Below are 20,978 nucleotides of genomic sequence, written 5' to 3' on the forward strand. Positions count from 1 at the left end.
GGATCTCCCACTAGGTCGGCTGGCGTGTTGGCTTATTCAATGATCAGCTTGCCGACCATGACTTCCGTGAAGGGCTTTTCCATCTGTTCGCGCTCATAGCTGACATTGAAGGCCTTGTTGATCTGCTCGGCATACTGCTCCACCGTCATGGTCTGCGCCTTGTCCATTGGAAAGCTCGACAGGGTGCTGACGGCGATCGAACGCATCAGCGGCAAGTGGTCCTTGGTCAGCTTTTCCTTTTCCTCGGTGGTGGCGATCACCAGGTCGGCGGACAGGTAATGCGTTTCAGCATCGCCAGGGCCGCGGCGCAGCATCACGATGACCTTATCCAGGGTGATGAACTTGCGCGCCTTCTTGCCCGTGGCGGGCGGCGGCGGGGCTTTCGCTTCGGCCACCTCGGCATGTCCGGCTACGGGCTTGGCCAGGTACCACATGGCGCCGCCAGCCGCGCCGGCGGCCAGCACGGCCACGGCGACAAAGCCGCCTATCAGTTTCATTTTCATATTCATCAGGTGTACTCTCGCTCATGCATGGCGTAAGTGGTGCTGGAAGAAGTGCCGGTCGGCGTGCCGTCGGACAGGGCGCGGCCCGGCTCGGCATCGTCCTGCTGGCGGCCCGGTTGACGCTGGCCGCGCGCATCGCCTTCGGCAAAGGCCTGGGCGGCGGGGCTGCGCGGGGTGGCGCTGATATTGACGGCCACCTCGGTGTACTGGCGCTGCGCCAGGTCGCTGCGCATGTTCTCGCCGATGCCTTGCAACTGGCGCAACACTTCCGCATTCGACGCCGTGACGTTTACCTGCAGCGCGCCGGCCGTGTGGCGGATGGAAATTTCGATGCGGCCCAGCATGGGCGGGTCCAGGCGGATCGTCGCATGTTCGCTGTTGCGGCCGATCTGCGTCTGCAGCCGTTCGCCCAGCGCTTCGCGCAGCGGTTCCTGCCATTGCTGGGCGGGACCGTTGAGCTTGATCGTGTCGCCGGCCGCGGCCGCCGCCGCGGGAGTGCCTGCCGCGCCCGTCAAGGCCAGGTTGGGCGTGGATGATGCCGGCGTCGCGGCGCCGCGTTCGCCGTCGCGCGCGGCCGTGGCAACGCTAGCGGCAGGGACGGCGGCTATGGCCGGAGCGCTTTGCTGCAGCAGCGATTCGAACGGCTGCGCCGGTGCGCTGCCCTTGGCAGCCGTCGCCGGGTTGGCGGCGGCCAGCGGCTCGCGCGTATCGCGGCCTGCCGGTTGCGCCGTTGCCTGGGCCGTGATGGTGATGGCAGCCGGATGCAGGCTGATGTTGAGCGCCGGATTGGCTTGCGCCGCAGTCGCCTGCGTTTGTGTCTGTACTTGCGCCTGCGCGCTGGCGCGCGCCTCGGCCGCGGCAGCGTCTGCCGGCGGCAGCATGGCGACGGGCAAGCCGAGGAGGGGAGCGGCCATGGCCGGCAGGCTGTTGTCGGCCTGGCTGTCGCTGTCGCTCTCTTTGGCGGGCGCAGCCGTATTGCTCTCGCCGGCAGCGGTATCGGCCGTCTGCCCGCCCGTCACGTCGAGCACCTGCGCGAACAGGGGCAGGGCGGAGGGGGCGACGCCGCTGCCAGCGGCAGCGGCACTGCTTCCATAGCCCGGCGTGCCGGGCAAGGTGGTAATCTGTGCCGGCGCTGGCGCCGGTGCGGGGGCCGCACTGGCTGCCGGTACCGGAGCGGCCGGCGCCGTGTTGAAGTTCATGATCATGCTTGATTCCCGTCCGAGTCGTATTCGCCGAGCGCGGCGTAGGCGACCCAACCTTCCTTATTTGCCTGTAATGCACCCAGGTGTAAACCCAGGCGTTCTTTTTCCTCAGAGCAAATTTTAACCGCTTGCGCGTGAATTTTGCGCAATTGCAACAATTCTGTTTGTTCCAGCGCATTCCATGCGCCCCGTTCGGCCAGCAGCGGGATGTTTCTCGCCAGGCTGGCCGAGAGTTTTTCCAGCGCTTCCCAGTCCGGCTGCGCGACTGCCGCGCTCAATTGCCGGCTCAGCTGCTGCAGCGCAGCGCGCCTAGGCATTGTTGGCCTGGACGCCCACCCAGCCGCGCTTGATGGTCGTCATCAAGGTCGTCACTTCGTCGATCAGGGTCGGGTCCAGCTTGATCCCGGCCGTGTACAGGCGCGCCACGCAGTAGTCGTACAGGCGCGCCAGGTTGACCACCACTTCGCCGCCATTGTCGAAATCGAGCGAGCTCGACAAACCGTTGATGATCTGCGTGCACTTGTCCAGGCTGATCGCCTTCTGTTCGTAGCGCTTGCCCACGATATGCCCGCGCGCGCGCGCCAGTTCTTCCAGCAGGCCGTCCGTCAGCACCAGCACCAGCTCGACCGGTGTGGCGCGGGCGGTCTGGGAGTCCAGGTTGACGGCGTGGTAGCTGCCGTAAGCTTCATTGTTCAACATGTCTTGGTTCTCACTGTTTCACGGTTTAACTGGCTGCGGCGCGGCGGGCGCGCCCGCCTCAGGATTTGTTGTTGCCGAACATGGCATCAAACATGTCGGCGTTCTTTTGCATCTGCTCTTGCAGGATCTGCAAGCGGGTGAACTGGTCCAGATAGCGCTTGTAGGCAGTGTCGTACTGCGCGCTCAGGCGGTCCATGCTCGTGCTCAGGTTTTTTTGCAGCTTGTCGTTGGCGGCCAGGCGCTGGGTGATCTGGCCCTTGGTGACGTTGCCCCACTGGGCCAGCACCTTGTCCAGGCTGCCCAGCACGCCGGCAGGGGCGGACAGGCTGTTGTTGCCGAACAGTTTGTCCAGGCCGCCCGGGTTGTCGGCCAGCTTGGCCGTCAGCTTGGCGCTGTTCAGGCTGATCGAACCGTCGCGCTGCGCGGTAATGCCATACGACACCAGCGACACGCCGTCGACGGTCAGGCGCAGGGCGTCGCCCATGCTGGTGCGCAGGGAATTGAGGCCCGAGTCGTGGGCGAAAATGCCGGCGGCTACGTTCTTGGCCGGGTCGCCAGGGCTGGCCATGCCATCCATCAGGCTTTTCAGCTTGTTGTAGGCATCGACGAAGGCTTGCACATTGGCGATGGTGCCGGAATTGTCGGTGCCCACCGTGACGGTGACGGGATTGTCGCCGGCCGTCATGGCCTTGGTGAAGGTCATCTTCACGTCGGGCACGTTGGTGAAGGTATTCGATGCCTGCGTAATCTTGGTGCCGGTGCCCTGGGCGCCCAGCCAGACGACGGCATCCTTGGCCGCCACCATGGTCTTGATGTTGGCGGCGTCCGTCAGCGCGGTTTTCAAGGTGGCATTGGCGACGCTGTTCGCGTCCAGCGTGACGGCGTTTTCCACGCCGGTCAGGTTCGACGTCAGGACCAGCTGCGCCTGGTTGCCGATATTGATGATCGACGCCGTGACGCGCGCATTGTTCTTGCTGTTGCCATTGATGGCAGCGGCCATTTCCTGCGGCGTCAGCTTGCCGTCGCCATCCTTGTCGGCAGCGGCCAGGTCGATGTCGAGCGTGTTGTCGCCCACGCCATCGCCGATTTTCACTTTCAGGCTACCCGTGCCGTCGGCCACGTTCACCGTGCTCAAGCCGCCATACGCAACCTGGCTGGCAGTGGCCAGCTGCTCCACGAAAAACGAGTAGCTGCCCGGCGTGGCCTTGATCCCGGCCGTGGCCGTGCCATATGCCGTATTGCTGAAGGTGGCAGCCTGGCTCAGCACGGATTTGCTGGTGGTCATCGCCGTCATGGCAGCCTGGAAGGCCGAAATGGCCGACTTCAGGTTGCCCAGCGCCGTCGCGGTGTTGTTGGCCAGCGTATTCTTGGCGATCAGGTCCGCTTTCTGCGTCGCAACTGCCTTGGTCGCCAGCTTTTCAGCCGTGGTGATTGGATCGTATTGCGGTGCGGTAATTACGCTTGCCATGCCAGACTCCTGAATAAAGGGATATACCGGTACAAGGCGACCCCCATTCCCGTTTCGTGAAGTTTTCCTGAAAGAAACTTACACAAACCTCATTTTACCTGCCCGCGGAACCAGAATTGCGTCGCCAGTTCGTCTTGCCGCTTGGCATCGACACGTTGTTGCTCATTTGCAACATGTTTCTGTTTTTGCGTCAGCACCTGGTCCAGCACTTCCCGTTTGGCCCAGGCCGTATTCAGGGCGCGCTGCGAGACGGCCATGTTGGCCTCGTGCAGGTGCAGATCGGTACGGTGCTGGTCGGCCATCTGCATGACGGCCTGCTTGAAGTTGCCGCAGTTGACGGACAGGGCCAGGGGCAGGGCGCCGCTGGGGCCGCTATCCGTGTACAGGCCCGTCAGGCGCTCCAGGTTCTTCTGGTAGCGCTCGCGCACGGCCGTCTGCGCCGCCATTTCGCCTTGCAGGCGTTCCACTTCGGTGCTGCGCAGGCCGACCAGGGTGGTCAGGTTGCGGATGGTATGCGCGTCGCTCACGTATGCTCCTAGGCCATGATCTGTTCAAGTTGTTCGATGCACGGTCCCATCGGCGCCTCTTCCTTGGTGCCCTGGCACAGGAAGGCTTCGATGGGTGCGTGCAGCTGTACGGCGCGGTCGGTGATCGGGTCGGCGCCGGGCACGTAGGCGCCCAGCGGGATCAGGTCGCGCACGCGCGCATGGCGCGCCATCGACGCTTTCAGCGCGCGCGCCGCCTGCATGTGGGTGGGCGTGATCACCTGCGCCATGCAGCGGCTGATCGAGGCGGCGATGTCGATGGCCGGGTAGTGGCCCCGCTCGGCCAGTTCGCGCGTGAGCACGATATGGCCGTCGAGAATCGCGCGCGCCGTGTCGACCACGGGGTCCTGCTGGTCGTCGCCTTCGGCCAGCACCGTGTAGATGGCGCTCATGCTGCCGTCCGGGTGGGCGCCATTGCCGGCGCTTTCCACCAGTTGCGGCAAGTTCGAAAAGACGGACGGCGGATAGCCGCGCGTGGCCGGCGGCTCGCCCAGGGCCAGCGCCACTTCGCGCAAGGCCATCGCATAGCGCGTCAGCGAGTCGACCAGCAGCAGCACGTGCTTGCCCTGGTCGCGGTAGTGGGCGGCGATCGAATGGCACAGTTCGGTTGCCATGATGCGCATCAAGGGCGATTCGTCGGCCGGGGCGATCACCAGCACGGCCTTCTTCAAGCCGTCGGCACCCAGCGATTTTTCCACGAATTCGCGCACTTCGCGGCCCCGTTCGCCGATCAGGCCGACGACGACCACGTCGGCCACCGTCTGGCGCGTGATCAGGCCCAGCAGCACGCTCTTGCCCACGCCGGAACCGGCCATCAGGCCCACGCGCTGGCCCTTGCCCAGGGTCAGCATGCTGTTGATGGCGCGCACGCCCACGTCCAGCGGCTCGACCACGGGTTGCTTCTTCAGGGGATTGATCTTCGGCGGCGTGACTTCCAGGATGTGTTCGCCGCCGAGGCGGCCCAGGTCGTCGATCGGCTCGCCCAGGCCATTGACCATGCGGCCCAGCCAAGACGGGCCGATCTGCAGGCTGGCCTTGTCGGGCAGGGGCAGCACGCGCGCGCCGGTGGTCAGGCCCGTGGCCTTCTTGAACGGCATCAGGTAGGACAGTTTTTCGCGGAAGCCCACGACTTGCGCATCGAGCCACTCGCCGTTCACAGTTTCAATTTGACAACGCTGGCCCGTGTGCAGCCGGCAGCCGGCGCTTTCCAGCAGCAGGCCGGAAGCGCCGACCAGGCGGCCCGTCGGCGTCGCGACCGGGATATCGCCGATCTCGAAACTGCGCAGCGTGTCGGCGATCATGCAGGCGCGCCCTGGTCTGCATGTTCGGCGGCCAGCGCCAGGTGGCTGCTGACCTGTTCCATGCAGGCCGACAGGCGCTGGTGGCAGCCCGCGTCGACTTCATTGTCGCCCGCCTTGATGCGGCATTCGCCCGCGTCGAGGCGCGCATCGGCGATCAGGTTCCAGCGCTTGGCGCGCTTCGGATCGAGTTCGCTGATGCGTTTCAACTCTTCGGGATTGAGGAAGACGTCGATTTCTTCGCGCGTGGGCGGCATCGAGGCCAGGGTCTCGTCGACCAGGGCCAGCAATTGCACGGGCTGCAGCGCCAGTTCCGCGCGGATCACCTGGCGCGCCACCTTGGCCACCAGGTCGACCACTTCCTTGCGCTGCGCTTCGCGGTAGTCGGCGCGCACTTTTTTCAGGTCGCGCAGGATGGCGTCGACGGGGCGCGCCAGGCGGTCCAGCGCCACCAGGGTTTCATTGCGGCCTTCTTCGCGGCCCTGCGCCATGCCGTCGCTGCGTCCGGAGTCGTAGCCGTCCTGCTGGCCTTGCACCAGGCCCACTTCGTAGCCGTCGCGCTGGCCTTGCTCGAAACCTTCCGAGACGGACGCCTGCCACTGGCCATCCGTATCCTCGTTGGAGGCGCGCTGGCCGGCGGCGATGAATTGCGACAGGGGCGGGAAACGATACGAGCGGAAGTGTTTCATTCGATCACCGCTTCAGCAAACAGTTGCACTTCGATCTCGCCCGCGTCGGCGAGGCCCTTGACGGTGGCCATGATTTCCTGGCGCGTCTGTTCGATGCGGCTCAAAGGCACGGGGCCGGAGCGGCGCATCATGTCTTCGAAGCTTTGCGCCTGGCGGCGCGGCATGGTTTTCAGCACGGCGTCGCGGATCGACGGTTCCGCACCCTTGAGGGCGATGGCCCACTGTTCCATCGGCACGTCTTCCAGGATGCGCGTGAGCGTGACATCGCTTTGCGTGGCGAGGATCAGGAAATCGTACATGCTCAGTTCGATTTCCGACACCACCTCGGGGTCGTGCGCGCGCAGCAGTTCGACCAGCGCGGCGCGGTTGCCCGGCATGCGGTTGAGAATCTCGGCCGCCTGGCGGATGCCTTCCACGCTGGTGCTTTGCGTGTCGAGCGTGCCCAGGCAGCGGCCCACCAGTTCGTCGAGCTCGACCAGCAGGTCGCGGTCGATCTCGTCCAGGCGCGCCAGGTTCAGCAGCACCAGGTCGCGGCCTTCGACGGGCAGGGCGTCGAGGATCTGGCCCGCCAGCGCGGGCGGCAGGAAGGCCAGGAACACGGCTTGCATCTGCACGTGCTCGTTGACGATGTATTCGGCCAGCCATTTCGGCGAGGCCCATTGCAGGCGCGCCATTTTGGGGCGGATGGCGTCGCCGTAAATATTGTTCAGCACGCTATTTGCGATATCGCTGCCCAGCGCCATGTCCAGCGAGCGCTTCAGGTAGCTGCGCGAGGCGCCGTGCACGCCGCTTTGCTGGCGGTAGTCGTCGAAGAAGGTCTGCATGGCCGTTTTCACGGACTCGACCTTGATGCCGCTCATGCGCGACATCACTTGCGTGACTTCCAGCAATTCTTCGCGCGACAGGCAGCGCAGCACGTTGGCCGCCTGTTCTTCGCCTATGCTCAGCAGCACGATGGCAGCCTGTTCCACGGGGTTCAGGCTGGCGCTTTCGTATTCGGCGCCGTCGGAGGGATTATTGTTGTTGAGTTCGGCCATTTTTCTGCATCCATTGTTTGACGACTTCGGCGACACGCTCGGGTTCTTTTTCAGCCAGCACTTTCAGGTGGTCGACCATCACGTCGACCGCCGAGCCTGGTGGCGGCAAGTCATAATTTTCCAGCAGGGGCACGACCGGCATGCTGCCGGCAGCGGCGGCTGCCGCCTGGCCTTCCAGGGCGGGCAAGCCATTCAGGCCCAGCGCCGGCGCACCGGCGGCGGCCACGCCATTGGCGCCGGCGGCAGTGCTGCCGGCCAGTGCCAGGGCGGGATCGATCTGTTTCAGTGCCGGCGGCGCCAGGCGCGAAGTCAGCAGGCGCATCAGCGGACGCAGGATCAGGAAGTAGCCGAGGACGGCGCCCAGCGCGTACAGCAGCCAGCTACTGAAATCGACGACGGTGTCGCGCTCTTCCCACCACTGCGCCACGGGTGGCTTGGCAGGGAAGGGCAGCGCCGTCAGGCTCAGGCTGTCGCCGCGCTGGGCGTTGATGCCCAGGCCGCTGCTGAGCATTTTTTCAATATTGCCCAGTTCGGCAGGAGTCCAGCCCGTCTTCGGATTCGGTGCGGCGGCGCTGTTGAGGACGACGGCGACGCTGAGTTTTTCCAGGCGGCCACGGCTGCGCTTGATCTGCGTGATGCTGCGGTCATACGCGTACTGGCGCGTGGTGGCGTTCTTGCGGGCCGTGCCGTCGTCGGACGGTTTCGGTGCGCCATCGGCGGGCGCGGCGCCCGCGGCGTCGGCCGGGGCCGGCACGGCGGCCGCTGGCGGACGGTTCGACAGGCTGCCGGGAATGCCGGCCACGGTGCGGTTGCGTTCCTGCTCTTCGCGCATCGCCTCGCTCGTCACTTTCGGGGCTTCGCCGTATTTTTCCAGCGTTTCGTCCACGCGGTCGTTGTTCACGGCGGCCGTCACGCTGAGCTTGAAGTTGTCTTCGCCGATGACGGGACCCAGGAGGCCCGAGACGTTGCGGCGGATCTCATCCTGGAAGCGCTTCGCGCCTTCATTGCCGGCGGCCGAGGCATCGAAGCCGTCCGTCAGGTCGACGTGCGAGGACAGCAGGTTGCCGCCCTGGTCGACCAGGCTCACGCGCGTGGGCGCCAGGCTGGCGACGCTGCCGGCCACCATGTTGATGACGGCGGCGATCTGTTCCGGCGCCAGGGTGCGGCCCGGTTTCAGCGCCACCACCACGGAAGCGGACGATTTGTCGCCGTCGCTGGCGACGAACGAGGTCGACTTGGCAATCGACAGATGGACGCGCGCCGAAGCGATCGCGTCCATCGTCATGATGCTTTGCGCCAGTTCGCCTTCCAGGCCGCGGCGGAAGCGCACGTCCTGCACGAACTGGGATACGCCCAGCGGGTCATTCTTGTCCATCAGTTCCAGGCCGGCCGGCAGCTGCGCCGTCACGCCCTTCGAGGCGAGCAGCATGCGTACCTTGCCCAGCATGGCGTCGGGCACCAGCACCTGGCCGCTGTCCGGATGCAGGCGGTAAGGGATGTGCTCGGCGTCCAGGGTGGCCATCATGTCCGTCACGGCCACTTTTTCGCGCGCGCCAAACACCGGCTTGTAGTTGGCCTGGTCGCGCCAGGCATACATGGTCACCATGGCGGTGATGCCGATGGCCAGCACGACGATGGGAACCAGGTTTTTCAGCAGGGCGGGCGGGATGGCGGGCTGGGCGCCAGGGCGCCAGCGCGCAAATGCGGACTTCATGGTGGTAATCACTTGGGGTAACTTTCGCTGGGAGGCTGGGCGGGGATCAGGACGTGAAGATTACAGAGGCAGCTTGATGAGTTCGTCGACGGCACCCATGACCTTGTTGCGCACTTGCATCAACATGGAGAAGGACAGGCTTGCTTCCTGGCTGGCCAGCATGGCGCCGACCATGTCGTCGCTCTTGCCGCTGTCGACATCGCTCATTTTCTGTGCGGCCATGCGGTCATCGCCGTTGACCTTGCCGATGGCGTCTTTCATGCTTTGCGCAAAGGAGAAGCCGGCTTGTTCCGGCGCGCCAAACTGGGCGGCGGGCATGATGCTGGCGCCCAGGGCGCGCGCGTCATTGCTCAGTGCTGCCAGATCGGCCTTGATCAGACCTGCGAGTTCGTTGCTCATCTTGCCCTCTACTTTCAATATGCGGTGACGTATCAATCAGAAATACTGGTGTTGCCATTCCGGCAGTCGTGGATGGCATGCCATCCTGCCCGGCCCGACCTGCAGACCCATCAGTTTTATCAGTTGCCACACCATCCGCTCAAGCAGACTCAAACAAACCCAGCAAACCCACACCGACATGATTTACATGGCCATGATAACTAATATTTAACTGATAAGAGTTTCTGCTGGTGGCAATAAGGGGACTGGAAACTGCCATAAAAACCGGAATCAGGTAAGCGGAATGGCGCACTGCAAATCACTATTTTCTCGCTATAAGCTTACCTCGGGGCAACTATAAAGTAAAGAGAGGATTGGCTCAAGGAATATTGATACATGGCAATATTTAGCATTTTCATGTATTGTTCAGCACCGTAGTCATCTGGCATGCGATACGATGCGCAATCGTTTGCTTGCGGACCCGCCGGCAAGGTCAAGATGATGCTGTATTTAATTTCGGGCGATCCGTATAATTTGTTCTGCCACCGCAATACGACATGACCCACATGATAACCACTAAGACAGATCAAACTGTGCGCCATCAAGTCCTCGATTCCTGTCTGCTTGGACGTCCTGTCCATTTGCTGCATGTATTCGGCGCCCAGCTGCGCGACGACCTGGCCGTGGCCCTGCGCCAGCCGATGAGCCGTCGCTATTGGGGCAATTTCCAGATCGACGCCGTGAACTTGTCGCGCGTGGAAGACGAGGACAGCGTGAACCGCTGGCTGAGTTTTTCCACGCCGGCCAGCCAGCTGGGCTTTACCCTCGAACGCCAGATACTCTTGAGCGTGCTGAACTATCGCTATGGTAGTGCCGGCGCCAAGGGCGTGCTGCCCGATCCCGCGCAGGTCCGCGTGACGGCCACGGAGGAGCGCCTCGCTGTGGTGCTGGGACAACAGTTGGTCAGCAGTTTGTTCGCCCGCGTCCACAAGAACCTGCAAACCCTGGGCAAAAGCAGCGACATCGACACCAGTGCCGAAGTCGCCGTGCAGTCCGGCGTGCCCCCGGCACGCGGCAGCTGGATCGTCACCGTGGCGCTCAGCGACGTGGAAGCGGGGCAGAGCGGCCACTTCTGGTTCTCGCTCGACAAGCGCCTGATGGCCGACGTGCTGCGCGGCTTGCTGCCCGAGCGCGCGCAGGCGAAGAAAGCCTTGCGCGGCAGCGTGCGTCCGCTCGCTTCGCGCCTGCAAGTGACCCTGGAAGGCCGTCTCGTCAGCAAACAGGTGCAACTGGGCGCCTTGTTCGACTTGCGCGTGGGCGACGTGATTCCCGTCAGCCTGAGCCGCACCGACGTGATGCTCGACGATTCCCGTTTATTTACAGCTGCTGTTTCCGAACACAAGGGCAAGCTCTGTTTAACCTCATTTGAAGATGTCGAATAATATGAATATGACCGATACCAACCAGAGCGAAACCCTGCTGGAAGACCTGGGCGATGACATGATCATCGACCAGGGCGACGTGTCCGACGTGGCCAGCACCCGCGCACGGCGCGACATTCCCCAGATGATGCGCAAGATTCCCGTCACCCTGACCCTGGAAGTGGGCTCGGCCCGCATTTCGCTGGAAGAGCTGATGGCCATCGGCCCGGAAAGCGTGATCGAACTCGACATGCTGGCCGGCGAACCGCTGGTGATCAAGGTCAATGGCACGCCGATCGGCCGTGCCGAAGTGGTGGTGGCCGGCGAGAACTATGGCCTGAAAGTCATCGACCTCGACGGCCTCAATCTCGACCTGATGACAGCATGAAGCTGGCGGTACCCGGTTTGAGCCGGCGCCGCGGCGCGCTGGCTGCCGCGCTGGCCGTGCCCGTTCTGATGCTGTGCTGCAGCGCCGCCGGGGCGCAGGATCTGCTGTCCGGCGTAGTGCCGGGCGCGAAGACCGACCTGTCGGTGAAGATGCAGATCCTCGTCGTCATGACCCTGCTCGGGCTGCTGCCCGTGATGGTCATGATGATGACCAGCTTCACCCGCTTCGTCATCGTGCTGTCCCTGCTGCGCCAGGCCCTGGGCCTGCAGCAGGGCTTGCCCAACCGCATCGTCACGGGCATCGCCCTGATTCTCACCTTGCTGGTCATGCGTCCCATCGGCGACCAGGTCTGGAAGGAGGCATTCGTGCCCTACGACCGCGACCAGATCGGCATGCAGGAAGCGCTGAAGATCGCCGAAGTGCCGATTTCGCGCTTCATGCTGGCGCAGACGAGCAAGGCGGCGCTGGCGCAGATCGCGCACCTGGCCGGCGAGCCGTCCACCATGCGCCCGCAAGACCACAGCTTCACGGTCAAGCTGGCCGCGTTCGTGCTGTCCGAACTCAAGACGGCGTTCCAGATCGGCTGCATGCTGTTCATCCCGTTCCTCATCATCGACCTGGTGGTGGCGTCCGTGCTGATGGCCATGGGCATGATGATGCTGTCGCCGCTGGTGATCTCGCTGCCGTTCAAGCTGCTGCTGTTCGTGCTCGTCGACGGCTGGACCCTGACCGTCAACACCTTAGTAACCAGCATACAGGGCTACTGATCCATGTTTACCCCTGAAGTCGCCGTCGACCTGATCATCGAAGCGCTGCATGTCGTCATGCTGCTGGTGGTGATCCTGGTCGTGCCGGGTTTGCTCATGGGCCTGCTGGTCGCGCTGGTGCAGGCGGCCACCTCGATCAATGAACAGACCATGAGTTTCCTGCCGCGCCTGCTGGTCACCCTGCTGGCCCTGATCCTGGCCGGACGCTGGATGGCCGGTTACCTGATGGATTATTGCGTGTCCATTTTTCAGCGCGCCGCCACCCTGGTCGGATAGCGCCGCGCGCCATGGATCAGATTTTCAATCAGGTGCTGCCGTTTCTGCTGGCCGTGTGGTGGCCGTTCTGCCGCATCCTGGCCATGCTCAGCGCCTCGCCCGTGATCGGCGACGCCATGGTGCCCGTCCCCGTGCGGGTGCTGCTGTCGCTGGTGCTGGCGATCCTGATGCTGCCCGTGATGCAGGCGTCGGGCATCTCGCAGGACTTGCTGAAGATCGATCCGTTTTCCCTGCACGCCCTCGTGGCCACCCTGGAGCAGGCCGTCATCGGCTTCGTCCTCGGCCTGGCCTTCCACTTCGCCATGTCCGTCATGTCGGTGCTCGGCTATCTGGTGTCGAGCCAGGTGGGCTTTTCCATGGCCGTCATGAACGATCCGCTCAACGGCACCTCGTCGGACGTGATCACGGGCCTGCTCACCATCATGTGCATGATCGTCTTTTTCGCCATCGACGGCCAGCTCGTGCTGACGGGCGTGATCGGCGCCAGTTTCACGGCCTGGCCCGTGGGGCAGGGCTACGGGCCGCTGCTGCTGCAGACGGTGGCGTACAACGTGGCGTGGATCTTCGCCGCCGCCATGCTGCTGGCCTTGCCCATCGTCTTTTCCACCATGGTGGTGCAGCTGGGCTTCGGCTTCCTGAACCGCGTGGCGCCGTCGCTGAACCTGTTTTCGCTGGGCTTTTCCATGATCACCATGTTCGGCCTGCTGATGCTGGTGCAGATCGTGCGCTTTATCCCGGAACACTATATCGCCATGACCAACCGCGTGCTGGACATGATCGCCGAACAGATGCGGGTGGCCCATGGATAGCGCGCGTGCCAACAAGCTACTGCGCAGTCCACTTCCGGGCATCCGTTGCTCGCTGTACCTCCGTACAGCTGCGCTACTCAACCCGGCATTGAACTTGCTCGCTACGCTTGTAGGGCACGTGCGGAAAGGTGTGGCCCATGGCCGATAGCAGCACGGGCGACAAGACCGAAAAGGCTTCAGCGCAGAAGCTGAAGAAATCGCGCCAGGAAGGGCAGGTGGTGCGTTCGCGCGACCTGTCGACGGCGCTGGGCATCCTGATCAGCATGAAGGTCTTCATCTACCTGCTGCCCGGCTATCTGGTGAGCTTCCGCGAGCTGTTCGCCATGGCCTTCATGCCGCTCGACAGCAAGGGGGCGCTGGAAAATGCCATGTCGATGGCGTTTACCACGTCCGTGGGCTTGCTGATCAAGATGATCGTGCCCCTGTTCTGCGTGCCCCTGTTCGTGGTGCTCGGCTCCTTGATCCCCGGCGGCTGGGTCATCAGCACGAAGAACTGGATGCCGAAGATGGAGCGCCTGAGCCCGGCCAAGAACCTGGGCCGCTTGTTTGCGCCCAAGCATGCTTTTGAATTCGGCCTGTCGATTGCCAAGGCCGTCGTGCTGGGCATGGTGCTCGTGCACGTGAGCCGTTCCAGCCTGACGCAGTACGTGGACCTGCAACACCGGCCCCTGCAGCAAGCCATGCTCGACGGTTCGGCGCTGATGCTCGACGGCCTGATGGCGCTGATCTCCGTCTTCGTGCTGTTTGCCATCATCGACGTGCCGGCGCAGGCGTTCTTCTTTGCCCGCAACCAGCGCATGAGCAAGCAGGATGTCAAGGAAGAGCACAAGAGCAGCGAAGGCCGCCCCGAAGTGCGCCAGCGCATCCGCCAGCTGCAGCAGCAGATCGGCCGGCGCAGCGTGCGCAAGACCGTGCCCGACGCCGACGTGGTGATCGTCAATCCCGAGCATTACGCCGTGGCGCTGAAGTATGACCAGGACCGCGCCGAGGCGCCGTTTGTCGTTGCCAAGGGCGTCGACGAGATGGCGCTGTATATCCGGCAAGTGGCGAAGGAACACAATATCGAGACGCTGGAGTTGCCGCCGCTGGCGCGCGCCATCTACAACACCAGCCAGGTGCAGCAGCAGATTCCCGTGCAGCTGTACCAGGCCGTGTCGCAGGTGCTCAACTACATACTGCAGCTGAAAGCATTCCGTACTGGGCAGCGTGCCGCCCAGCCCCCATTTCCCACCGAGGTGGTCGTGCCATCTTATTTGAGCGAGGTAGTACCTTCATGAATTTCCTGAACCGGTTGGTTGCCGAAATGCGCCGCCACAAGTTCGCCACGCCGCTGTTCCTGCTGGTGATCCTGGCGATGATCATCCTGCCGCTGCCGCCCGTGCTGCTCGATATCTTGTTCACATTCAATATCGTGCTGGCACTGATCGTCATCCTGGTCAGCGTCTCGGCCAAGCGGCCGCTCGATTTCTCCGTCTTCCCGACGGTGATCCTGGCCACCACCATGCTCAGGCTGACCCTCAACGTGGCGTCCACGCGCGTGGTATTGCTGCACGGTCATACGGGGGCGGACGCGGCCGGTAAGGTGATCGAGGCCTTCGGTAATGTGGTGATCGGCGGTAACTTTGTCGTCGGTATCGTGGTCTTCGTGATCTTGATGATCATCAACTTCGCCGTCGTGACCAAGGGTGCCGAGCGCATCTCGGAAGTGTCCGCGCGCTTTACCCTGGACGCCTTGCCGGGCAAGCAGATGGCCATCGACGCCGACCTGAACGCCGGCCTGATCAACCAGGAAAAAGCCCAGATCCGCCGCAAGGACGTGGCTGCCGAAGCGGATTTCTACGGCGCCATGGACGGCGCCTCGAAGTTCGTGCGCGGCGACGCCGTCGCCAGTATCCTGATCCTGATCATCAATATGGTGGGCGGCGTGGCCATCGGCTCGCTGATGCACGATCTGTCGTTCGGCGATGCTTTCCGTCAATACGCACTGCTGACCATCGGCGATGGCCTGGTGGCGCAGATCCCGGCGCTGCTGCTGTCGGCCGCCGCCGCCATCCTGGTTACCCGCATCAGCGATTCGGGCGATTTCGAACAGCAAGTGGCGGGCCAGGTGCTGACCTCGCCGACGGTGATCTTCAGCGCGGCCGGCATGATGGTGGCGCTGGCCCTGATCCCGGGCATGCCGTGGTTCATGTTCATGACCTTTGCCGCCGTGCTGGCGTTCGTGGCGTGGCGCCTGACCAAGCGCGTGAAGGGGCCCGACGCGGCCGGCCTGGCGGCCATCGAGGCGGCCTTGCGCGACGAGCGCCCGGCCGAGCTGGAATGGCAGCAACTGCCTGCCGTGCAGCCGTTGATGGTGATGCTTGGCTATAAGCTGGTGGGCATGGTCGACAAGACGCAGGGCGAGCCGCTGAACAAGCGCGTCAAGGGCGTGCGCCAGAGCCTGTCCGAGTCGATGGGCTTGCTGTTGCCGAACATCGGCGTGCGCGATGACCTGGCCCTGAAGCCGTCGCAGTACGCGATCGTGCTGTCGGGCACCGTGGTGGCGCAGGCGGAGGTGCAGGCCGACCGCCTGATGGCGATCCCGTCGCCGAACGTGTATGGCCAGCTCGACGGCATCCCCGGCATCGAGCCCGCCTACGGCATGCCCGTCACGTGGATCGAGCCCGGCGAAAAGGCGCATGCGCTGGGCCTGGGCTACCAGGTCATCGAGGCGCCCAGCGTGATCGCCACGCACTTGTCGAAGATGGTGCGCGAATACCTGCCGGAGCTGTTCCGCCACGAAGACGTTTCCAACATGATGGAACGCCTGACGGCCATGTCGCCGAAACTGGCGGGCGCGCTGGACAAGGCGCTCACGCACACGCAGCTGCTGCGCGTGTTCCGCGTCTTGCTGGCAGAAAACGTGTCCCTGAAGGATATCGTGCCGATCGCCACCACCTTGCTCGACAGTTCGGAAACCACCAAGGACCCGATCCTGCTGGCGGCCGAAGTGCGCTGCGCGCTGCGGCGCCAGATCGTCAGCGGCCTGTTCGGCCAGAAGATGGAAATGCAGGCATTCAACCTTGGAGGGGAACTGGAAAACATGCTGCTCGGTTCGCTGAACCAGGCGCGCCAGTCGGGCAAGGTCACGCTGGATAATTATCCGATCGACCCGCATCTGCTGTCGCAGCTGCAGGTGAACATGCCGGTGGCGCGCGAGCAGATGAAGCAGCAGGCCACGCCGCCGCTGCTGCTGGTGCTGCCGCAGATCCGTCCGCTGCTGGCCCGCTACGCGCGCCTGTTCGCGCCCGGCCTGCATGTGCTGTCGTATAACGAAATCCCGGAAAACCGCGAAGTGAGCATCATCGGCACGGTGGGCTAAACAAAAAAAACGGCGCTGCGGGCGCCGTTTTTTTTGCTGCGTCAATTGTGCCGCATCCATGGTGCTGCATCTATTGCGCTGTATCAATCCTGCTCGTCGATCGGCGGCAGCAGATCGTGTTCCTGGCCGTCGGCCAGCAGCAGCACGGTACTGCCTGGCGCCGCGTCTTCCTCGTCGCCATAGTCGTAGCCGAATGGCGCCGCCACTTCCTTCGAGACGACGACGGGTTCCTCTTCGGCTGCGGCCGGCGGTGCAGGGGGCTCGTCGGGATTGGCCGCCGCTTCCGCCGGCGGCTGCGTCAGCAGCAGCGCCACTTCGGCCATGGCGCGGAACAGGGGCAGCGACAGCGAAGCGGCCGCCGCCTGCATCGGATAGTTGCCGTGCACGCGCTGCGCGTGCAGCTGGCGGTTCAGGCGGCAGCGCACGACGCGCAGTCCCGCGCGCCGCACGGCGTCGGCGATCTTGGGCAGGGCCAGGCGCAGGTGGCGCAGGGCGCCGTCTTCATCGGCGGCAAGTTCCAGCAGCACCCCATCGCCGGCCGGTTCCATCTGGATCACCACCCGGCCGATGCCGATGATGATCACTTCGACGCGCAGCGCCACCTTGCCGCGCCGCTTCGGCGCGGCGTCTTCATCCTCGTCGCTGGCCAGCACGCGCAGCAGCAGGCGCTGGCCGGCCCAGCCATACACGGCAAAGCGCCACGCTTCGCTGTCCACCGTCAATGGCGGACGGGGGCCTTCGCGCAGCAGGGCCGGCTGCTGTTCCGCCATGAACAGGTTGCCCGGCACGTGCTGGCCGCGCGCCTGTTCCTGCAGGGCGGCGTACTGCTCGCCATAGGTCTTGACCATCACGCGCCACGAAGCGGCCAGCTGCGCCGCGTCGGGCGGCTGCCATATCAGCTGGCGCGTGAAGAACAGCTGATTGACTTGCATGGCGCTGCTGTCGCGCGGCATGGCGCCGCCCGCACCGTCGGCATTGGGCTTGATGAGGGACGCCAGGCCGTCCTGGCCCTGCTGCAGTTGCGCGGGCAGGGTGCCCGCGTCGGGCGCGGGCGCCATGTAGGGGCCGATGGGCACGAGCGGCTGCACCACGCCCGGCACCATGGGCGTGGCGGGGCTGACGTCGAGGCGCTGGGTAATCAGGGGAGCCGGATTGCCCGATGAAATACGGTCTATCGCCATGCCATTGCTTCCAGGTGGTAAGTATGAATAAGATCCGCCATCGCGCCCGGCCAGCAATTATTGTAGTAGAGAAAGAATCAGCTTGCTCATGCTCTGGCTTTGCTTGAGCATGGCCGTACTGGCTTGCATCAGCATCTGGGCCGAGGTCATGTTGGCGCTTTCCGCCGCATAGTCGACATCCATGATGCGGCCGATGGCGGTCTTGGTGTGGGTGATCATGTTGGACAGGTTATTGTAGACATGTCCGAGCCGGTTTGCAGTGGCGCCCAGCGCCGAGCGCACGCTGCCGACCTTGTCGATGGCCGCCGCCAGCTGGTCGATCATGCCGTTGGCGCTGCCGTTGCTGGCAAATTCGCTGCCCGCCGTGGCGCCTGGCGCGAAATTGACCGAGATCGCCTGCAGCGCCGCATCCAGGCTGCCCATGTCGCCGGACACATCAAATTGCATGGTCTCGCTGCCGCTGGCGCCGATCTGGAACGTCATCGCTTGCGACAGGGTGCCCTTGCCGGCGCTGCCATTGCCCAGCAATAAAGTGCCGCCATAGCGGGTGTTCGTCATCACGTTGTACAGTTCGGCACCCAGCGCATCGTATTCGCCCTGCATGGCGTCGCGGTCTTTCTGGTTCGACGAGGCGTCTGCCGCCTGCGTGGCCAGGTCCTTCATGCGCACCAGCATGGCGGTGACTTCGCCGAATGCGCCTTCGGCCGTCTGCAGCAGCGAAGTGCTGTTTTGCGTGTTGCGCATGGCCACCGCCATGCCGCTGGTCTGGGCGCTCAGCCTGGTGGCGATCTGCAGGCCGGCCGCATCGTCCATGGCCGAGTTGATGCGAAAGCCCGTGGAGAGGCGCGTCATCGACGTCGACAGCATTTGCTGGGCCCAGCCCATGGCCCGCTGGGCTGACAGTGCGGCAGTATTGGTATGAATGCTCAGCACGTGGCGGCTCCGGTAGGCGATTGTTCGGTGTTCTACCTTGTATAGGCGACTATGCCGGCAACATCGTTAAACGTGATGGCAATTTAGCTAAAAATGCCAGGAATGCATGCTGGTGCGGGCGAAAAAAAAGCCAGACCGGAGTCTGGCTTCGAGGTACGGGCCGCAAGCGGCCGGGCCGATATTATTGCAGCAGGGACATGACCATCGAGGACATGCTGTTGCTTTGCTTCAGCATCGCGGTGCCGGCTTGCAGCAGCATTTGCGACGACGTCATGTTCGAGCTTTCGGTAGCGAAGTCGGTGTCCATGATGCGGCCGGTAGCGGCTTTGGTGTTGGTGGCGATGTTCGACAAGTTGGTGTTGACGTGGTCCAGACGGTTAGCCGTCGCGCCCAGTGCCGAACGCACGGTGCTGACGCTGTCGATGGCGGTAGCCAGCAGGCCGATGGTGGCGTTGGCGGTGGCGGTCAGTTCCGTTGCGCCCGTCGATGCTGCCGACGAGAAGTTTTTGCTCAGGCCGGTCAGGGCTGCGTTCAGTGCGGTCAGGTTGCCCGACACGTCGAAGCTCATTTTTTCCGTCGAGCTGGCGCCGATCTGGAACGTCATCGAGGTCGACAGCGTGCCGGAGGCAGCAGCCGCGCCGTCGCCCAGCAGCTTGGTGCCGCCGAACGTGGTGTTGGTCATGACGTTGTACAGTTCTTGGCCCAATGCATTGTATTCAGCTTGCATTGCGGTTTTGTCGTTGGCGGTCGACGAGGCATCGGAAGCTTGGGTAGCCAAGTCTTTCATGCGCACCAGCATGTTGGTGACTTCGGCGAATGCGCCTTCAGCCGTTTGCAGCAGCGAGGTGCTGTTTTGCGTGTTGTTCATCGCAACGGTCATGCCGCTGGTTTGTGCTTTCAGGCGGGTTGCGATCTGCAGGCCGGCAGCGTCGTCCATTGCCGAGTTGATGCGGAAGCCGGTGCTCAGGCGCGTCATCGAAGTCGACAGTTTGGATTGGGTATTCGAGATCGAATTTTGTGCCGACAGGGAAGCAGCGTTGGTGTGAAGACTCAGCATGGTGTCATTCCTAATTGGGTGGTTACGGTGAGGAGCGACGGTTTATCTGCTCCTATCAGTACAAGACGACCGTGTCGCCACCTTAATTAAATGCTTTAAGGAAATTTCTTAAAATAATTGGTATTTCTTGCTTCGCCGGCCCGTTCGACTGGTATCGCAGCATGCCTGCGTCTGCTGCGCACGAAAAAAAGCCAGACCGGAGTCTGGCTTCGAGGTACGGGCCGCAAGCGGCCAGGGCGATATTATTGCAGCAGGGACATGACCATCGAGGACATGCTGTTGCTTTGTTTCAGCATCGCGGTGCCGGCTTGCAGCAGCATTTGCGACGACGTCATGTTCGAGCTTTCGGTAGCGAAGTCGGTGTCCATGATGCGGCCGGTAGCGGCTTTGGTGTTGGTGGCGATGTTCGACAAGTTGGTGTTGACGTGGTCCAGACGGTTAGCCGTCGCGCCCAGTGCCGAACGCACGGTGCTGACGCTGTCGATGGCGGTAGCCAGCAGGCCGATGGTGGCGTTGGCGGTGGCGGTCAGTTCCGTTGCGCCCGTCGATGCGCCGCTGGAGAAGTTCGCGCTCAGGCCGCTCAGGGCGGTGTTCAGCGTGGACAGGTCGCCCGATACGTCGAAGCTCATTTTTTCCGTCGAGCTGGCGCCGATCTGGAATGTCATCGAGGTCGACAGCGTGCCTTTGGCTGCGCCGCTACCGTCGCCCAGCAGCTTGGTGCCGCCGAACGTGGTGTTGGTCATGACGTTGTACAGTTCTTGGCCCAATGCATTGTATTCAGCTTGCATTGCGGTTTTGTCGTTGGCGGTCGACGAGGCATCGGAAGCTTGGGTAGCCAAGTCTTTCATGCGCACCAGCATGTTGGTGACTTCGGCGAATGCGCCTTCAGCCGTTTGCAGCAGCGAGGTGCTGTTTTGCGTGTTGTTCATCGCAACGGTCATGCCGCTGGTTTGTGCTTTCAGGCGGGTTGCGATCTGCAGGCCGGCAGCGTCGTCCATTGCCGAGTTGATGCGGAAGCCGGTGCTCAGGCGCGTCATCGAAGTCGACAGTTTGGATTGGGTATTCGAGATCGAATTTTGTGCAGACAGGGAAGCAGCGTTGGTGTGAAGACTCAGCATGATGTCATTCCTAATTGGGTGGTTACAGTGAGGAGCGACGGTTTATCTGCTCCTACCAGTACAAGACGACCATCCTTTCCGTTTTATTAAATGCCGTATGGAAATTTATCTTCCATTGCCTTCATGGCAATATT

The 20,978-nt window shown here is 63.3% G+C and carries 22 protein-coding genes; 7 read left to right on the forward strand and 15 right to left on the reverse strand.

All coding sequences use genetic code 11. The annotated features are described in order from the left end of the window. Positions 1–32 precede the first annotated feature (32 nt). The 11 genes from GCN74_RS02800 to GCN74_RS02850 form a co-directional block, all read right to left on the reverse strand. A complete protein-coding gene (locus GCN74_RS02800; protein WP_226938836.1) occupies positions 33–503 on the reverse strand; it encodes a flagellar basal body-associated FliL family protein in 471 nt (156 codons plus the stop codon). A gap of 5 nt (positions 504–508) precedes the next feature. After that, on the reverse strand, positions 509–1,708 hold the full coding sequence (locus tag GCN74_RS02805) for a flagellar hook-length control protein FliK (RefSeq protein ID WP_152255260.1): 1,200 nt from the start codon (positions 1,706–1,708) through the stop codon (positions 509–511). Then, positions 1,705–1,983, reverse strand: a complete 279-nt coding sequence (locus tag GCN74_RS02810; RefSeq protein ID WP_226938837.1) for a hypothetical protein — start codon at positions 1,981–1,983, stop codon at positions 1,705–1,707. Before GCN74_RS02810 ends, GCN74_RS02805 begins: the two co-directional genes overlap by 4 nt. 31 nt (positions 1,984–2,014) lie before the next feature. Beyond that, entirely contained in the window at positions 2,015–2,404 is a 390-nt protein-coding gene (fliS, locus tag GCN74_RS02815) for a flagellar export chaperone FliS (protein WP_034757830.1), read from the reverse strand. 58 nt (positions 2,405–2,462) lie between these two features. Further along, entirely contained in the window at positions 2,463–3,872 is a 1,410-nt protein-coding gene (gene fliD / locus GCN74_RS02820; protein WP_152255262.1) for a flagellar filament capping protein FliD, read from the reverse strand. Positions 3,873–3,961: 89 nt separating this feature from the next. Further along, a complete protein-coding gene (locus GCN74_RS02825; RefSeq protein WP_070289072.1) occupies positions 3,962–4,399 on the reverse strand; it encodes a flagellar export protein FliJ in 438 nt (145 codons plus the stop codon). Between the two features lie 8 nt (positions 4,400–4,407). Then, positions 4,408–5,718, reverse strand: a complete 1,311-nt coding sequence (fliI, locus tag GCN74_RS02830) for a flagellar protein export ATPase FliI (RefSeq protein ID WP_152255263.1) — start codon at positions 5,716–5,718, stop codon at positions 4,408–4,410. After that, on the reverse strand, positions 5,715–6,404 hold the full coding sequence (gene fliH, locus GCN74_RS02835; protein WP_077403169.1) for a flagellar assembly protein FliH: 690 nt from the start codon (positions 6,402–6,404) through the stop codon (positions 5,715–5,717). Before fliH ends, fliI begins: the two co-directional genes overlap by 4 nt. Beyond that, positions 6,401–7,441, reverse strand: a complete 1,041-nt coding sequence (locus GCN74_RS02840; RefSeq protein ID WP_077403172.1) for a flagellar motor switch protein FliG — start codon at positions 7,439–7,441, stop codon at positions 6,401–6,403. Before GCN74_RS02840 ends, fliH begins: the two co-directional genes overlap by 4 nt. Beyond that, complete coding sequence (gene fliF / locus GCN74_RS02845) at positions 7,419–9,155, reverse strand: flagellar basal-body MS-ring/collar protein FliF (RefSeq protein ID WP_152255264.1); 1,737 nt, start codon at positions 9,153–9,155, stop codon at positions 7,419–7,421. The genes GCN74_RS02840 and fliF overlap by 23 nt, the downstream gene beginning before the upstream one ends. 60 nt (positions 9,156–9,215) lie before the next feature. Then, complete coding sequence (locus GCN74_RS02850; RefSeq protein ID WP_152255265.1) at positions 9,216–9,554, reverse strand: flagellar hook-basal body complex protein FliE; 339 nt, start codon at positions 9,552–9,554, stop codon at positions 9,216–9,218. A 572-nt stretch (positions 9,555–10,126) separates the two neighbouring features. Between GCN74_RS02850 and GCN74_RS02855 the strand changes: the two genes are divergently transcribed. From GCN74_RS02855 to GCN74_RS02885, 7 genes are all read left to right on the forward strand, one after another. Further along, positions 10,127–10,975 (forward strand): FliM/FliN family flagellar motor switch protein, encoded by an 849-nt coding sequence (locus tag GCN74_RS02855; protein WP_226938838.1) that lies wholly within the window; start codon positions 10,127–10,129, stop codon positions 10,973–10,975. Between the two features lies 1 nt (position 10,976). After that, positions 10,977–11,342, forward strand: coding sequence for a FliM/FliN family flagellar motor switch protein (locus GCN74_RS02860; protein ID WP_046684914.1), 366 nt, complete (start codon positions 10,977–10,979; stop codon positions 11,340–11,342). Next, the gene (gene fliP, locus GCN74_RS02865) at positions 11,339–12,109 is read left to right on the forward strand and encodes a flagellar type III secretion system pore protein FliP (protein ID WP_092715676.1); all 771 of its coding nucleotides are present in this window, start codon (positions 11,339–11,341) and stop codon (positions 12,107–12,109) included. Before GCN74_RS02860 ends, fliP begins: the two co-directional genes overlap by 4 nt. A gap of 3 nt (positions 12,110–12,112) precedes the next feature. Continuing rightward, on the forward strand, positions 12,113–12,385 hold the full coding sequence (locus GCN74_RS02870; protein WP_034757874.1) for a flagellar biosynthetic protein FliQ: 273 nt from the start codon (positions 12,113–12,115) through the stop codon (positions 12,383–12,385). 11 nt (positions 12,386–12,396) lie between these two features. Next, a complete protein-coding gene (locus tag GCN74_RS02875) occupies positions 12,397–13,194 on the forward strand; it encodes a flagellar biosynthetic protein FliR (protein WP_152255267.1) in 798 nt (265 codons plus the stop codon). 137 nt (positions 13,195–13,331) lie between these two features. After that, positions 13,332–14,471, forward strand: a complete 1,140-nt coding sequence (locus GCN74_RS02880) for a flagellar biosynthesis protein FlhB (RefSeq protein WP_152255268.1) — start codon at positions 13,332–13,334, stop codon at positions 14,469–14,471. After that, positions 14,468–16,555, forward strand: a complete 2,088-nt coding sequence (locus GCN74_RS02885) for a flagellar biosynthesis protein FlhA (RefSeq protein ID WP_152255269.1) — start codon at positions 14,468–14,470, stop codon at positions 16,553–16,555. The genes GCN74_RS02880 and GCN74_RS02885 overlap by 4 nt, the downstream gene beginning before the upstream one ends. Positions 16,556–16,638: 83 nt before the next feature. Here the strand turns inward: GCN74_RS02885 and GCN74_RS02890 are convergent, their stop codons facing one another. The 4 genes from GCN74_RS02890 to GCN74_RS02905 all read right to left on the reverse strand — a co-directional run bounded on the left by GCN74_RS02890 (position 16,639) and on the right by GCN74_RS02905 (position 20,844). Beyond that, positions 16,639–17,736: a hypothetical protein gene (locus GCN74_RS02890; protein ID WP_152255270.1), complete on the reverse strand. Its 1,098-nt coding sequence runs from the start codon at positions 17,734–17,736 to the stop codon at positions 16,639–16,641. 57 nt (positions 17,737–17,793) lie between these two features. Further along, positions 17,794–18,669 (reverse strand): flagellin, encoded by an 876-nt coding sequence (locus tag GCN74_RS02895; protein WP_152255271.1) that lies wholly within the window; start codon positions 18,667–18,669, stop codon positions 17,794–17,796. A 181-nt stretch (positions 18,670–18,850) separates the two neighbouring features. Beyond that, complete coding sequence (locus GCN74_RS02900) at positions 18,851–19,726, reverse strand: flagellin (RefSeq protein WP_152255272.1); 876 nt, start codon at positions 19,724–19,726, stop codon at positions 18,851–18,853. 242 nt (positions 19,727–19,968) lie between these two features. Then, entirely contained in the window at positions 19,969–20,844 is an 876-nt protein-coding gene (locus GCN74_RS02905) for a flagellin (RefSeq protein ID WP_152255273.1), read from the reverse strand. Positions 20,845–20,978 lie beyond the last annotated feature (134 nt).

Origin of the sequence: Janthinobacterium sp. FT14W (assembly GCF_009208755.1) — a bacterium.
GTDB lineage: Bacteria > Pseudomonadota > Gammaproteobacteria > Burkholderiales > Burkholderiaceae_D > Janthinobacterium > Janthinobacterium violaceinigrum.

What these genes read in the sequence shown, in the direction of transcription:
- GCN74_RS02800 (WP_226938836.1), bottom strand. Translation starts at nt 503, where the DNA reads ATGAAAATGAAACTGATAGGCGGCTTTGTCGCCGTGGCCGTGCTGGCC.
- GCN74_RS02805 (WP_152255260.1), bottom strand. Translation starts at nt 1,708, where the DNA reads ATGATCATGAACTTCAACACGGCGCCGGCCGCTCCGGTACCGGCAGCC.
- fliS (WP_034757830.1), bottom strand. Translation starts at nt 2,404, where the DNA reads ATGTTGAACAATGAAGCTTACGGCAGCTACCACGCCGTCAACCTGGAC.
- fliD (WP_152255262.1), bottom strand. Translation starts at nt 3,872, where the DNA reads ATGGCAAGCGTAATTACCGCACCGCAATACGATCCAATCACCACGGCT.
- fliI (WP_152255263.1), bottom strand. Translation starts at nt 5,718, where the DNA reads ATGATCGCCGACACGCTGCGCAGTTTCGAGATCGGCGATATCCCGGTC.
- fliH (WP_077403169.1), bottom strand. Translation starts at nt 6,404, where the DNA reads ATGAAACACTTCCGCTCGTATCGTTTCCCGCCCCTGTCGCAATTCATC.
- GCN74_RS02840 (WP_077403172.1), bottom strand. Translation starts at nt 7,441, where the DNA reads ATGGCCGAACTCAACAACAATAATCCCTCCGACGGCGCCGAATACGAA.
- fliF (WP_152255264.1), bottom strand. Translation starts at nt 9,155, where the DNA reads ATGAAGTCCGCATTTGCGCGCTGGCGCCCTGGCGCCCAGCCCGCCATC.
- GCN74_RS02850 (WP_152255265.1), bottom strand. Translation starts at nt 9,554, where the DNA reads ATGAGCAACGAACTCGCAGGTCTGATCAAGGCCGATCTGGCAGCACTG.
- GCN74_RS02860 (WP_046684914.1), top strand. Translation starts at nt 10,977, where the DNA reads ATGAATATGACCGATACCAACCAGAGCGAAACCCTGCTGGAAGACCTG.
- fliP (WP_092715676.1), top strand. Translation starts at nt 11,339, where the DNA reads ATGAAGCTGGCGGTACCCGGTTTGAGCCGGCGCCGCGGCGCGCTGGCT.
- GCN74_RS02870 (WP_034757874.1), top strand. Translation starts at nt 12,113, where the DNA reads ATGTTTACCCCTGAAGTCGCCGTCGACCTGATCATCGAAGCGCTGCAT.
- GCN74_RS02875 (WP_152255267.1), top strand. Translation starts at nt 12,397, where the DNA reads ATGGATCAGATTTTCAATCAGGTGCTGCCGTTTCTGCTGGCCGTGTGG.
- GCN74_RS02880 (WP_152255268.1), top strand. Translation starts at nt 13,332, where the DNA reads ATGGCCGATAGCAGCACGGGCGACAAGACCGAAAAGGCTTCAGCGCAG.
- GCN74_RS02885 (WP_152255269.1), top strand. Translation starts at nt 14,468, where the DNA reads ATGAATTTCCTGAACCGGTTGGTTGCCGAAATGCGCCGCCACAAGTTC.
- GCN74_RS02890 (WP_152255270.1), bottom strand. Translation starts at nt 17,736, where the DNA reads ATGGCGATAGACCGTATTTCATCGGGCAATCCGGCTCCCCTGATTACC.
- GCN74_RS02900 (WP_152255272.1), bottom strand. Translation starts at nt 19,726, where the DNA reads ATGCTGAGTCTTCACACCAACGCTGCTTCCCTGTCGGCACAAAATTCG.
- GCN74_RS02905 (WP_152255273.1), bottom strand. Translation starts at nt 20,844, where the DNA reads ATGCTGAGTCTTCACACCAACGCTGCTTCCCTGTCTGCACAAAATTCG.